Raw genomic sequence first — 13,305 nt, 5'->3', positions numbered from 1 at the left:
AGTAAACAATTATCTTAAACTCCGCTCAATCGCTGATGATTGACGATCCAACTCATTAAACATACGTCCTGCACCCATAGCGACACAGTCGATGGGTAAATCGGCTCTTCGTACAGAAAGACCTAATTCTTTTTCAATTCGTTCTGGTAGATGTTTAAGTAAAGACCCGCCACCAGTCAAAATAATACCTGTTTCCATGATGTCTGCAGATAATTCAGGGGGGGTTAATTCTAACACCTGTTTTATTCCTAAAATAATTTGATGAATTACTACATCAATTGCTTTTGCAACTGTCTGAGTGGATACTTTGGCTTCATTGGGCACGCCGGTTATAACATCTCTACCTTTTACAATTAAATGATCATTTTCTTCTTTAGGATCATACAAGGCTTCCCCTATCACTATTTTTAAAGTCTCTGCCGTATAATTTCCTATAATTAAATTGTGTTCTTGGCGAACTTGAGATTGAATTTCTTCATTCATATTATTACTGGCTGCACTAAGCGTTAAGGAATCTACAATCTCGCCATATGATAAAGTGGCGATGTCGGTAGTACCTCCACCGATATCCACAATCATTTTTCCTCTTGCTTCTTCAATTGCTAAATTCGCTCCTAGAGCTGCTACAAAAGCCTCCTCAACAATCATTGCTCGGTTGATTCCTAATGATTTGATTGCATCAATTAGTGCCTTTCTTTCTACTTTAGAAATTTGGCTTGGCGAACTAATGACAACTTCTGGTTTTGAGAAGGAATGACGTAAGGCTTGAGTAATAAAATGGCCCAACATCATTTTGGTCATTGAGAAGTTAGCGATAACGCCCTTACGAATGGGGTAAATCATTTCATAACGGTTTGACGTTCTTCCAACTAGTTTCGATGCTTCTTTTCCATAGGCAACAACTTCTCCTGATTCTTTGTCAATTGCTACTATAGAGGGTTGGCGCAATGCAATACCCTTTCGTGCAATGTAAATGATGGTTGTTGAAGTGCCTAAGTCAATTCCAATTTGCTGTTTGCCAAAAATCCCCATGCATTCATCCGCCTTTCAAATAATAGCAATAACTTTGTAAATTATAGCAAAAAAAAAGTTTAAAAACTAGCGAACCCTTTCTTTGCTCAACTGAATTTTAAATTTTGGAAATTTCATTTGGTTTTTAAACAACTGCTTGAGCACGATTATAGCTATCAAAAAATACCGCAAGGTTGTTTAGTTCCCTTACGGTATTTTTTGATTCGATAGATTAGATTGGTCGAAAGTCTAGGCTAATTTTTCAACATTAACTGCTTGAGGTCCACGAGCGCCTTCCTCAACTTCGAATTGAACTGCTTGTCCTTCTGCTAAAGTTTTGAAGCCTTCACCTTGGATGGCTGAGAAGTGTACAAATACGTCTGAGTCACCCTCACGTTCGATAAAGCCAAAACCTTTAGATTCGTTAAACCATTTTACTGTACCTTGTTCCATTTACAAATATCCTCCTCGTGCCTAAGCACCTGTATTAATTATATTCTTGCTCTTGGTACGAAGTGGAATTCCCAAACTATGATACCCCTTACAAAAACATATCTAAATTCTAACATAGCTGGCTATTCTATTTCAATAGTTTTCAAGTATTTTATCATTTAGCATTTAAAGATAACTAAATAAAACAATCACTCGCTTCACGCAAACTCAAATAGCAATCGTTTCCAATAATCAAATGATCCAAAAGTTCAATCCCCATCATCTCCCCACACGCTATCATTCGCTTGGTAAATAGCAAATCTGCCTGTGAAGGATCTGGATTACCAGAAGGATGGTTGTGAGCAATAATTAGCCTTGCAGTTGGATATTTTACCGCTTCTTTAAAAATTTCTCTTGGGCAAGCTACCGAACTATTGACCGAACCGATAAAGATGGTTTGTTTTTTGATAATTTCATTCTTACTATTTAGAAAAAGAGCGACTAAATGTTCTTGATGAAGGTCTCCCATCTCTTTAATCAACCATTGCCCTGCTTGAGAAGTTGAAGTTAGAACGCCCTGTTTTTTAAATTGGGCATCTTGCACTCTACTCCCAAACTCAATCGCTGCTTTTATCTCAACTGCTTTAGCAGGACCAATTCCTTTAATCGATTGGAGTTCACTAAGTGAGGCAATTTTTAAAGTGTTGAGTGGTTCAAAATGACTAAGCAAACGAATGGCTAAGTTTAAGACATTTTCTTTTTTGCTTCCTGTTCTAAGGAGAATAGCCAACAATTCATGATTGGATAAATTTTTAGCACCGTATTGTCTGAGACGTTCGCGCGGCTGGTCTTGCTGGGTCATTTGACGGATACAAGAGTTATTCGATGACAAAAGAATTCCCCCTTACTGCTAGTATCAATAAATACAAGAAGTAAGGAGGAAAAGTGCTCGCTATTATTCAATAAGTTAAATCATTTGGTGAGCTAAGAGATAGGCTCTAGCTTCTGAGACAAAGTATAGAGAGCCCGTTATTAATAAGAGGGCCTGCTTATTATTTTGATTATTTAATTGATAATCATTCATCCAACTTTTCCAATCATCAACGTAATGGGCTTTATGACGATTGACAATTGATTCGGCTTGTAAAACTTCTGCAAAATCTTTTTCTTTCATAGCTTCGAAATGGTGGAAGGAAGTCAAATAAACTTTTTCGGCATGAAAATTCAACAATAAAGGAACTTGTTCTGCTTGATTTTTCTTCTTTAAACCTCCATAAATAATGGTGATCTCGAAAGCAGAAAAATTCTCATCTACCACACTTTTCAGTGCGGTCAGCCCTTCCATATTATGCGCCCCATCTAAAAAGATGTATGGATTTTCAAAAATCTTTTCTAATCGACCAATCCATTTTGTCTTTTGCAAAGCCTCTCTCGCTTTGGGCCAATCAATCGTTTGCTTTTGGTGAGCCATCCATGAAATAAATACTTGCAAAGAAACGGCCGCATTTCTCACCTGATGATCTCCCACCATATTTATTTCAAAAGCTTCTTGTGGAATTGCTTGACTGTCAGTCCAAAATTGGAATTGAGTTTTAAAAGGGCTTAACTTGATAATATTTTTGACACCGAAAGTTTGGTCATAAGAGTGGTGGACAGCTGTGCGAGCATTTGCCCATTTATCAATAATGCTTAGAGGACTTTTTTGAATAAGTCCTGTGACAACCTCTTTTTGCGGCTTGATGATGCCCGCTTTTTCAAGAGCAACGGACTCTAAGGTGTCTCCTAACATATCCGCGTGATCCATACCAATAGAAGTAACAACGGCAATCTCTCCGTCTAAAACATTAGTACAATCCGACATGCCTCCGATTCCTGCTTCGATCAAGCAAACATCCGGTTTTTTTTCTTGAAAATATAAGCACATCATAATAGTAAATAGTTCAAAATATATTAAACGACCATAAGGAGAGTAGGCTTCCATGTAATCATTTAATTCAACCAATTGATTGGTTAAACGAATGAGCGCTTCGTCACTAATTTGTTGACCATCAAAAGTAATTCTCTCATTAAACCGCTCAATATGTGGCGAGGTGAAAGATCCTACTTTATAGCCCTGGCTCGACAGTAAATCTCTTAAATAAGCTACCGTTGATCCTTTACCATTAGTCCCGGTGATATGGATAATTGGTAAATCTTTGTGAGGATTTCCCACATATTCCAAAGCTTGATACATTTTAGTCATATCAGGTCTTGGGATAGGATTGATTTGGTTTAACAACCAATGAGTCGCCTCATCAACATTTGTAAACGTCATTTTGATTCCTCTTTTTCTAACTTTTTAGATTAATGGTTTTAATTCTTCAATTCTTTCTTGCACTGCTTTTAACCTTTGTTCATATTCAGCTAATTTAGTGCGTTCACCTTCAACTACTTGAGCAGGTGCTTTAGCAACAAATCCTTCATTCGAAAGTTTCTTCACTAGACGTTCGACTTCTTTTTCTAACTTAGTGACTTCTTGCTCCAAGCGCTTAATCTCATCCTCTATTTTGACTAATCCAGCTAATGGGATGAAAATTTGTGCAAATGAAAGTGTCTGTGTAACCATTTCTCCTTCTATTTCAGGATTAGCGGCAATTTCTAAGTGGTCTGTATGACAGAAACGATTAATGTATGCCCGGTTACTTTCTAAACTTTCTTCAATACCCTTATCTTGAACTTTAATAATCATTTTTAAAGCTTTAGATAATGGTGTGTTCATTTCATTTCTGATTTGACGCACCGCTGTAATGACTTCAATCAATTCCTGCATTTGTTTTTCAGCAATATCGTTTTTGTATTCTTCTTTAACGGTTGGATAAGCTGCTGTAACGATTGATGCAGCTTGTGGAGCAATTTGCTGCCAAATTTCTTCAGTTACAAAGGGCATAATTGGATGTAATAGACGTAAGAATTGGTCCAAAACATAAACAAGAACTGATTTAGTGGCAAAATGATCATGTTCTTGATCTTGCAACTGTTCTTTAGTCATTTCGATATACCAGTCACAGTAATCATCCCAAATGAAATGATATAAGACCCTACCTGCTTCTCCAAATTCAAAGCGTTCAAATAAACGGCTTACTTCTTCAATTGTTGTTTGTAAACGGGAAAGAATCCACTGATCGGCAAGTGTCAAATCTTGCTTGATTTCTAAATTTTCAATGGTTAAATCACCCACATTCATTAATACATAACGTGAAGCATTCCAGATTTTATTAATAAAGTTCCAAGCTGCTCCCATCTTTTCAGTGGAGTAACGAATATCTTGTCCGGGAGTCGACCCTGTGGCTAAGAACCAACGAAGGGAATCCACCCCATATTCATCAATAACGTCCATTGGATCAATTCCATTGCCTAGCGATTTTGACATCTTACGCCCCTGGCTATCACGGATTAATCCATGAATTAAAACATTTTGGAAAGGTCGTTTACCCGTAAACTCTAAAGATTGGAAAATCATACGCGACACCCAGAAGAAAATAATATCATAACCGGTCACTAGGGTACTGGTTGGGAAGTAGCGACGATAATCGTGACCTTCTTCTGGCCAACCCATGGTTGAAAATGGCCACAAGGCAGATGAGAACCATGTATCTAAAACATCCGGATCTCTTAACCAATTTTCTTCATCACTGGGGGCTTGTTCGCCAACATAAACTTCACCTGTTTCTTTATGGTACCAGGCTGGAATTTGATGTCCCCACCAAAGTTGACGTGAGATCACCCAATCATGAACATTTTCCATCCAAGTTTGGAAAGTTTGATTAAAGCGTGGTGGGTAAAATTCAACTGCTTGATCGGTTGCTTGATTAGCCAAAGCTTGCTGGGCTAAAGGTTTCATCTTGACAAACCACTGAGTAGATAGATAAGGCTCTACGACCGCCCCAGAACGCTCAGAATGGCCCACTGAATGCGTATGTTCTTCAATCTTAACTAAGTAGCCTTGCTCTTTTAAATCTTTTACAATTTGCTTGCGTGCATCGAAGCGATCCATGCCTGCATATTTTCCACCTAATTCGTTAATAGTGCCATCTTTTTTCATCACATTCATTCGTGGTAGATGATGACGGTTACCGACTTCAAAGTCATTCGGGTCATGAGCTGGGGTAATCTTCACTACACCTGTACCAAATTCTCGATCCACATACTCATCTGCTACGACAGGAATTTCACGATTCATTAATGGTAAGAGTACTTTTTTACCGATCAAATGTTGATAACGCTCATCAGCAGGGTGTACAGCAATCGCTGTGTCGCCTAAAAGTGTTTCAGGACGGGTGGTGGCAATTTGAACCACTTCATCACTACCAACCATTGGATAATTAACATGATAAAAAGCACCTGGTACATCTTTATGGATCACTTCAATATCGGATAGAGCCGTTTGGGCTTTTGGATCCCAGTTAATAATATATTCTCCCCGATAGATAAGTCCTTTTTCATAAAGCTTAACAAAGACTTTATTAACTGCTTTGTTTAAACCGTCATCCAGTGTAAAACGTTCACGCGCATAATCGACTGAAATACCCATTTTCCCCCATTGCTGGCGGATAATGGTTGCATATTCTTCCTTCCAAGACCAAGTTTTTTCTAGGAATTTCTCCCGCCCTAAATCATGACGACTTAAGTTTTCATCTTCTGCTAAACGCTCTTCCACTTTAGCTTGAGTCGCAATTCCAGCATGGTCCATACCAGGTAACCATAAAGTATCATAGCCTTGCATTCTTTTAGAACGGATAATCATATCCTGCAAAGTCACATCCCAAGCGTGACCTAAATGTAATTTACCCGTTACGTTAGGGGGTGGAATTACAATTGAATATGGCTCTGCTTTAGAATCTCCTGAAGGCTTAAATACACCTTGTTCTATCCATTTTTGATATTTACCTGCTTCAACCGTCTGAGGTTGATACTTACTTGGCATTTGCTTCGTATTTTCTACCATCGTTACACCTTCCTTAATTCATTTTCATAAAAAAAATCCTATGCTTTGCATAGGACGTCAATTACGTGGTACCACCTAAATTTAATCAAGTAAAAAAGTTACTTAATCACTCTTTCTTGTTAACGGAGCAGACTCCGTAAGACACTATTGTTGATTTCTCATGTCTTATGACTCCAAGCTACCTTCATTCATCGAGAAACTTTCAGCGCAAGGTTTCCTCTCTGGGTGGTGATGAATTACTCTTCTCTTCTTAGTCAAATTAAAATTTAAGTTGGACTTATTTTATCATTCTTTACAGCTTTGAACAAGGCCTTCGCCATTTAATCATTATTTGCTAAATAATCTTTCACTAACTGAAAAACTGCCTCAATTTTATCTTCAAAAATCAAAGCATTGGGCTTGCTAATTAGAATTGGTGTCTGATTAATGATTACTTGAGAATCTCCTCTAAAATAATGAATAAATGAAGCGGCCGGATAAACATTTAAGGAAGTTCCTGCGATAATCATGAGGTCTGCTTGACTAATGGCTTGGATTGATTGATTAATGGTCTCTTCATTCAAGCTTTCTTCATATAACACCACGTCCGGCTTAATAATCGCTTGATCTTTAGGACAGCGTGGAATGCCCTGAGCATCTTTTTCTAATTGATCCAGAGCATAGTAGCTACCACATTGCGTACAATAATTATTTAAAACAGACCCATGAAGTTCTAAGACTCGACTTGAACCAGCCTTTTGATGGAGGCCATCGATATTTTGGGTGACAACTGTCACTTCTTTTCCTTTGTTTTCTAATTCTTTTAGAAAAAAATGAGCCAAATTGGGTTGTATTTCTGGATAGACTAAATGCTCAAAATAGTATTCAAAAAAGATTTGAGGATGTTGTTTATAGAAGGAATGCGAGATTATTTCTTCCGCTGAGTATTGGTAATTGGTTTCTTGCATAAACAAACCATCTGCAGAACGAAAATCTGGAATACCAGATGCGGTTGAAACACCGGCTCCACCAAAAAAGACAATCTTGCGACTTTTCTGAATGATTTGAGCAAATTCTTTGATCTGATTTTCGATCATTATTTTCAATCTCCTTTAAATTTTAAAAAAGAACCGTCAACAACCACTTACATCAGTCGTTAGACAGCTCTTTTTAATATCTTATAAATTATAAACTAGCGATTACTTCAATTTCTACTAACACATTCTTAGGTAAGGTCTTAACAGCCACTGCTGAACGAGCTGGTTTGGATGTGAAATATTCAGCATAAATTTCATTAAAAACGGCGAAATCACCCATATCTGCCAAGAAACATGTGGTTTTTACAACATTTTCTGCAGAGTATCCTGCTGCATTTAGTAGAGCATCGATATTAGCAATTACTTGCTTTGTTTGATTTGTTATTTCTTTTGCTTCTATTTCTCCTGAGGCTGGATTGATTGGGATTTGACCTGAACAGAAAAGTAGCTCTCCTACTTGTTTTGCTTGAGAGTATGGTCCAATTGCTGCTGGGGCTTTTTTTGTATTGATTGTTTTAATTTCTGTCATAATTACTCCTCTTTCTTAATGAATTCTTGCGACAACAACTTATAATAAATCATTGAAGGCTGTAGCCGCTTCGCTTTGATAACTAGCAGTGATTTCACTTGTCTTGATATTTTCCAAGGCTTCTTTCACTAGTTGGTCAATTGGTAAGAGCGCCTCATACTCTTTAACAGTATGAAGTCTAGGCTTAGTCCAAGGTGACTTTGGTGCAAAGACCGTACAGCAATCTTCATAGGGCTCATTAGAAATATCGTAAGTTCCAATGGTTTCAGCCATTGCTATTATATCATTTTTATCAACTGCAATTAAAGGTCTTAATATTAAAGAATGGGTCACTTCATTAATCACTTGCATCGATTGTAAAGTTTGTGAGGCAACTTGACCTAGCGACTCCCCATTAACAATTGCTCGGGCTTTATGCTCTTTTAACAAAGCATCCATTAGGCGTAACATGATCCGACGCATAATAGTCATGGATAAATTGTCGGGAACATGTTCTCGAATCGCCAACTGAATATGAGCAAAAGGAACCTCGTGAAAAGTAATCGCAGTGGCGTACTGAGCGAGAACTGCTGTTAATCGTTTAGCTTTTTCAAGCGCTTGTAAAGAAGTATAAGGTGGACTGGCAAAATGAACCATTTCCAACTTCATTCCCCTTTTTATCATTTGATAACCAGCAATCGGTGAATCAAAACCACCCGAAAGCATTAATAAGCCTTTCCCACTTGAACCATAAGGTAAGCCACCCATACCTGGATAATTTTTTAAACTAAGATAGGCTATATCTTGATGGATGGATATGACCACTTTGTGTTTAGCTTTTCTCAGATCAACCGTTAATTCCGGATGGGCTTGCAGAATGATGCTCCCTATTTCTCTTTGAATGGCAATACTATCATGCTCAAAGTTCTTATCCGATCGCTTAGCAATTACTTTAAAGCTATCTCCCGGTTGAACATTTAACTCAGCAAAAAGTTCAAGGGCTTTTTTTCCAATTTCTTGAAGATCCTTTTCAACAGGAAAAACAGGTTCAAACCTTTGAATTCCTGGAATTGTTTTAATGATTTCAATCAGTTCATCGTAAGCTGTTTCGTGCCAATAAAGATGCATGAAATCATGATGTGCATGAATTTTAATTTTCTCTAAATGTTTGGTTTTATAGCGTATATGCTCAGCAATTTTATTTTGAAACATTTTACGGTTACGCCCTTTTGTTGAGAGCTCCCCATAGTGAATTAACATCTCTTTCAATCTTTTAGGCTCCTTTCAAATCTTGCTTAAACTTTGTTGAAATCTCATGGATTGGTTTAATTAATTGATCTACTTCTGCTTGGCTGGTTGTCTGCGATAAAGAAATTCTTATTGAAGAATTAGCTAAATTGTTATCAACGCCCATCGCTTTAAGGGTATGATGGTCATTTTTCTTACGACTTGAGCAAGCAGAAGTTGTCGAAATCATGATATCAGCATTGGAAAAAGCTTGAAGTAATACCTCGCCTGGCACACCTGGAAAGGCCGCACAGATAATATGTGGACTCACTTGCTCCTGGCTACCACCAAAGACTTGCCAATTCATTTTTTTAAGTGCTTGAGTTATTTGAGTGCGATAATGATTTATGTGTTTGATACTTTCTGCTTGGTTTTCCCAAGCTAATCTTAAAGCTTTGGCCGTTGCTACAATCGCTGGTAGGTTTTCAGTAGAAGAGCGCATACCAAACTCTTGACCGCCTCCAAATAATAAAGGTGCTTTCGTAACACGTTGGCGAATGGCTAAGAGTCCCACCCCTCTTACCGAGTGAAATTTATGGCTAGAAAGAGTTAATAAATCAATTCTACTATGATGCATAGCTTTCATCCTACAAGTTATGGCTTGAACAGCGTCAACATGCCAAAGGATTTGTGGATAGTTTTCTAATTTTTGTGCCAATGGTTCAACTGGTAAAAAAGATCCTACCTCATTATTGACTAACATAGTAGAAACAAGTAATACTTGATCACTCAGTAGATTTTCAAAGCTGTTTAAATCCAATTGACCATTATGATCCACCGGTGCTAGGATTACTTCAAAGCCTCTTGTTTTTAAGTGGTCAATTTGCGAGCGAATAGAAGGGTGCTCAATAGCTGATAGGATAATTTGTCGCCTATTAGGATGAAGCTTAGCGTGAGCTGATAATAGACTTTGAAGTGTCCAATTGTTAGATTCAGTCCCTGATGAGGTACAAAAGATTTCATTGCTTTTAAAAAGTAATAAGTCTGCAATTTGTTGCCGAGCATTATTCAACAGACTATTGGCCTCTTGACCTAATTTGTGGGCACTTGAAGGGTTAGCAAAATATTTTTGAGCTACTTGATTGTAGGTGTCTAAAACAGTAGCACGAGCTGGAGTGGTTGCGGCATGATCAAAATATAACATCTGTAATCCTTTCTTACTTCTATTTAGTAACGACAATTGACTCAAGAAAAAACCGAACAGATCCCAAAACCAAGGAATCTATTCGGACTTTACTTTTAATAAAATCGGATTTGTTTTTCTTGATGATACATCCTTCGAACTTGCGTCGGTGCATCTGGATCGACTTGACGAAGGACTTTTTCAATGGTTGCCAAAGCTTCACGGTAACGGAATTCTTGGTGGAAGTAGTATTGCGCTTCTTTAATTGCTTGGTCTACCTCTGGGTAATCGTAGCGAAAACGATTGGAATGTTGAATCATATATTCGGTGAGCATGGCTGAATCGATGGTTTCTTCAGTCATTGCCTCCAATTCATCTAAACCTTGTTCTAAATTACCTTCCATCTCATCAATTTGATTCATATCCACTCGGACACGATTGAGTTGTTGAGAGAGGTTCTCAATATGATCAGTTACCTTATAAAACAATTCATAATAGCTATCATGTAAGCCAGGCAAATGGTTTTTTTCTAACTTACGCTTCATATTTCTAAGGTCTAATTCATATAAATCAAGATTTGATTTAGCTTCTTTCTCTCGACTGGTTAAGCCAGCTATCGATTTTACTAACTGATTTTGTTCATCTGCTATTTCTTCAATAGAACGCTCGATTTTACGCATTTTGCTTTCTATTTGAGTAAATACGGCATGATTTTGTTCAATATCAACTTCCATATCTTTGAATTTTTGATACTCTAAGCGAATTCTTTCGGTTAAGTCATTGACTTGGTCTAATTCATTATTATGTAAGATGTAAGATTGAGAGATCCGATCGACTTCTATTCCTGCATAACGATTGTTTTCAGTTACTGCTTCAATTCGTCCCTTCAATTGATGAAGGTGACTATTCACATATTCTTTAGCCATAATTTCTGATTCTAACTGATCGTATAAGGAATTAATTTCACGCTCTGCTTTGTCCATTAAGGTTTTAGCGTCAGCTAAATCAGCATTTTTAATCTCGTTTTTGGCTTGGTTTAACTGCTCTTGAATTTTATCAATTTCTTCTAAAACATTAATATTATCAAAGTTAAAGCGACTAGCCACCATTTTTTCGTAGCCATCTCTAATATCTTCAAGTGAATCTTCATATTCACTTTGAATCTTATCGTACATACTTGGAATCTTTTGTAAGATTTCTTCAAATGACGATAAGTCAGCCTCTAAGTTATCTAGCATATCTTGAGCATCTAGATGATCACCGTTAGCAGTTAGTTCATTATATTTAGTGAAGTTCAACTCTAAATATTGAAGGTTTTTTTCAAGCGTTTCAATCGCTGGCCCATAATCAAAAGAATGATTCATGACACTTTTGCGAGCAGTTTGATAACGTTCAAGTAAGGCTTCATAACGTTCTTGATTTTCATCCTCTGTTGCCAATAATTCTGTTAATTCCTGGTGCAATTGATGAACTTGAATTTCTGTTTCATCAAGAATTTCACGTGCTTGATTTAGTGCGTTTTTTGCTCTCACTAGATTCATTTGTTCTACAAATTGTTCAGAACCTACCAAAGCGGCTTCTATTTCAGTAAATTGAAAGTTGGTAATGGTTTGCCAAGTAGCCACTAAACTTTCATATTTTCTTTTTGTTTGACCAGATAGATTCATATTCTTCAAAGTAAAGAGCTGGTCAGCAACAGAAATAGACATCATTTCATCTTTACGTTGTTCCAAATCTTTAATTTCTTTCTTTCTCTGTGTACGGAAATAATAAATTAATCCATAGATTAAGAGTATTGCTACAATGATCAAGAACAGGATGTCCGTGAATTTAATACTCATTCCTTTTCGCTCCTCTACTTATTTCTAATCCCCTGCCTATTGGCCTTTTGCATAAATAATCACCATACATTATAACATTTGAAGGCTTTCTTTTAAAGGCATTGTTCAATAAAAAACTTCCTTAGGCTCTAATGGAAAAAAATAAGATTGGGAAAGCTCCCAATCTTATGTAACAATCTCTTTAAGATTTAGCCTAATTTATTGTAGTATTCTACGACTAGGGCTTCATCAATTTCAGCATTTAATTCGCTACGTAATGGTAAACGAACTAAGCTACCTTCTAATTTATCAGCATCAAAGTTCACAAACTCTAAACGAGTAACTGTTGTTTCTAATGCTTCCTTGATGATAGCTAAATTACGTGAGCGTTCACGAACACTAATTACTTGTCCTGGTTCAACAATATATGACGGGATATCTACACGCTTGCCATCAACAGTAATATGGCCGTGGTTTACTAGTTGACGTGCTTGACGACGAGTAGTAGCTAAACCCAATCGATAAACTAAGTTATCTAAACGACGCTCTAACATAACCATGAAGTTTTCACCATGTTTACCTTCGGAGATTTTGCCAGCGCGATTAAATAAAGTGCGGAATTGACGTTCATTTAATCCATACATAAAGCGTAATTTTTGCTTTTCATTTTTTTGTAAAGCATATTCTGATAATTTTTTACGTTGATTACCGTGTTGTCCTGGTGGGAACGGACGTTTTGATAACTCCTTACCAGTTTCAGTTAATGAAATTCCTAAACGACGAGATTGTTTCCATGAGGGTCCTGTATAACGTGACATTAAAATTCCTCCATAAAATATGTATTGGAGTAAAATAAGTGGTTAGAAAATCGAATGCGTGCAGTTAGTTTTTCACCTTGTGCAGCCGTGGTTACTCATTAACGTTGACGTTACTAACTGTTGACGCGCTTTCTTTTTCTATGCTGCATTATTTTACACTCTTTTTATTATACCGATTAATAAAAGATTAGCAAGTTTTTTTAATCAATTTTACTCAGTAATGTTAAACGTAAATGATAATGTCTCAAGAAAACACAAATCAAAATGTCCCACTATCCACTATAATAAATGATGAAAAGGATAGGA

At 37.0% G+C, this 13,305-nt stretch carries 11 protein-coding genes and 1 other annotated feature; all 11 genes read right to left on the bottom strand.

Translation table 11 applies throughout. The features are described from left to right. Positions 1-9: 9 nt before the first annotated feature. Positions 10-1,032, bottom strand: coding sequence for a rod shape-determining protein (locus ACQV2T_RS06835; protein WP_428873891.1), 1,023 nt, complete (start codon positions 1,030-1,032; stop codon positions 10-12). Positions 1,033-1,260: 228 nt separating this feature from the next. Then, positions 1,261-1,464 (bottom strand): cold-shock protein, encoded by a 204-nt coding sequence (locus ACQV2T_RS06830; protein WP_428873890.1) that lies wholly within the window; start codon positions 1,462-1,464, stop codon positions 1,261-1,263. Between the two features lie 175 nt (positions 1,465-1,639). Beyond that, entirely contained in the window at positions 1,640-2,305 is a 666-nt protein-coding gene (gene radC / locus ACQV2T_RS06825; protein ID WP_428893424.1) for a RadC family protein, read from the bottom strand. Between the two features lie 105 nt (positions 2,306-2,410). Further along, a complete protein-coding gene (locus tag ACQV2T_RS06820) occupies positions 2,411-3,757 on the bottom strand; it encodes a bifunctional folylpolyglutamate synthase/dihydrofolate synthase (RefSeq protein WP_428891854.1) in 1,347 nt (448 codons plus the stop codon). Positions 3,758-3,781: 24 nt separating this feature from the next. Continuing rightward, on the bottom strand, positions 3,782-6,427 hold the full coding sequence (locus ACQV2T_RS06815; protein WP_428876030.1) for a valine--tRNA ligase: 2,646 nt from the start codon (positions 6,425-6,427) through the stop codon (positions 3,782-3,784). 47 nt (positions 6,428-6,474) lie between these two features. Then, positions 6,475-6,688: a binding site (T-box leader), on the bottom strand. A gap of 59 nt (positions 6,689-6,747) precedes the next feature. Continuing rightward, positions 6,748-7,503 carry an NAD-dependent protein deacylase gene (locus ACQV2T_RS06810; RefSeq protein ID WP_428891852.1) on the bottom strand — a complete coding sequence of 252 codons (756 nt, stop codon included), beginning with the start codon at positions 7,501-7,503 and terminating at the stop codon, positions 6,748-6,750. Between the two features lie 88 nt (positions 7,504-7,591). Further along, positions 7,592-7,972 (bottom strand): RidA family protein, encoded by a 381-nt coding sequence (locus tag ACQV2T_RS06805; RefSeq protein WP_428873886.1) that lies wholly within the window; start codon positions 7,970-7,972, stop codon positions 7,592-7,594. 39 nt (positions 7,973-8,011) lie between these two features. Further along, positions 8,012-9,211: a tRNA uracil 4-sulfurtransferase ThiI gene (thiI, locus tag ACQV2T_RS06800; RefSeq protein ID WP_428873898.1), complete on the bottom strand. Its 1,200-nt coding sequence runs from the start codon at positions 9,209-9,211 to the stop codon at positions 8,012-8,014. Positions 9,212-9,224: 13 nt separating this feature from the next. Beyond that, positions 9,225-10,418, bottom strand: a complete 1,194-nt coding sequence (locus ACQV2T_RS06795) for a cysteine desulfurase family protein (protein ID WP_428873885.1) — start codon at positions 10,416-10,418, stop codon at positions 9,225-9,227. A 59-nt stretch (positions 10,419-10,477) separates the two neighbouring features. Continuing rightward, positions 10,478-12,202 carry a septation ring formation regulator EzrA gene (locus ACQV2T_RS06790; protein ID WP_428873884.1) on the bottom strand — a complete coding sequence of 575 codons (1,725 nt, stop codon included), beginning with the start codon at positions 12,200-12,202 and terminating at the stop codon, positions 10,478-10,480. 188 nt (positions 12,203-12,390) lie between these two features. Then, a complete protein-coding gene (rpsD, locus tag ACQV2T_RS06785) occupies positions 12,391-12,999 on the bottom strand; it encodes a 30S ribosomal protein S4 (RefSeq protein ID WP_428873883.1) in 609 nt (202 codons plus the stop codon). Between the last annotated feature and the right edge of the window lie 306 nt (positions 13,000-13,305).

The organism is Facklamia sp. P13069 (assembly GCF_050409405.1).
Classification (GTDB): Bacteria; Bacillota; Bacilli; order Lactobacillales; family Aerococcaceae; genus Facklamia.
The sequence above is the reverse complement of the archived record's forward strand: the minus strand, read 5'-3'. Positions and strand labels throughout refer to the sequence as shown.

What these genes read in the sequence shown, in the direction of transcription:
- ACQV2T_RS06820 (WP_428891854.1), bottom strand. Translation starts at nt 3,757, where the DNA reads ATGACGTTTACAAATGTTGATGAGGCGACTCATTGGTTGTTAAACCAA.
- ACQV2T_RS06830 (WP_428873890.1), bottom strand. Translation starts at nt 1,464, where the DNA reads ATGGAACAAGGTACAGTAAAATGGTTTAACGAATCTAAAGGTTTTGGC.
- ACQV2T_RS06810 (WP_428891852.1), bottom strand. Translation starts at nt 7,503, where the DNA reads ATGATCGAAAATCAGATCAAAGAATTTGCTCAAATCATTCAGAAAAGT.
- ACQV2T_RS06790 (WP_428873884.1), bottom strand. Translation starts at nt 12,202, where the DNA reads ATGAGTATTAAATTCACGGACATCCTGTTCTTGATCATTGTAGCAATA.
- ACQV2T_RS06815 (WP_428876030.1), bottom strand. Translation starts at nt 6,427, where the DNA reads ATGGTAGAAAATACGAAGCAAATGCCAAGTAAGTATCAACCTCAGACG.
- ACQV2T_RS06805 (WP_428873886.1), bottom strand. Translation starts at nt 7,972, where the DNA reads ATGACAGAAATTAAAACAATCAATACAAAAAAAGCCCCAGCAGCAATT.
- thiI (WP_428873898.1), bottom strand. Translation starts at nt 9,211, where the DNA reads ATGTTAATTCACTATGGGGAGCTCTCAACAAAAGGGCGTAACCGTAAA.
- rpsD (WP_428873883.1), bottom strand. Translation starts at nt 12,999, where the DNA reads ATGTCACGTTATACAGGACCCTCATGGAAACAATCTCGTCGTTTAGGA.
- radC (WP_428893424.1), bottom strand. Translation starts at nt 2,305, where the DNA reads ATGACCCAGCAAGACCAGCCGCGCGAACGTCTCAGACAATACGGTGCT.
- ACQV2T_RS06835 (WP_428873891.1), bottom strand. Translation starts at nt 1,032, where the DNA reads ATGGGGATTTTTGGCAAACAGCAAATTGGAATTGACTTAGGCACTTCA.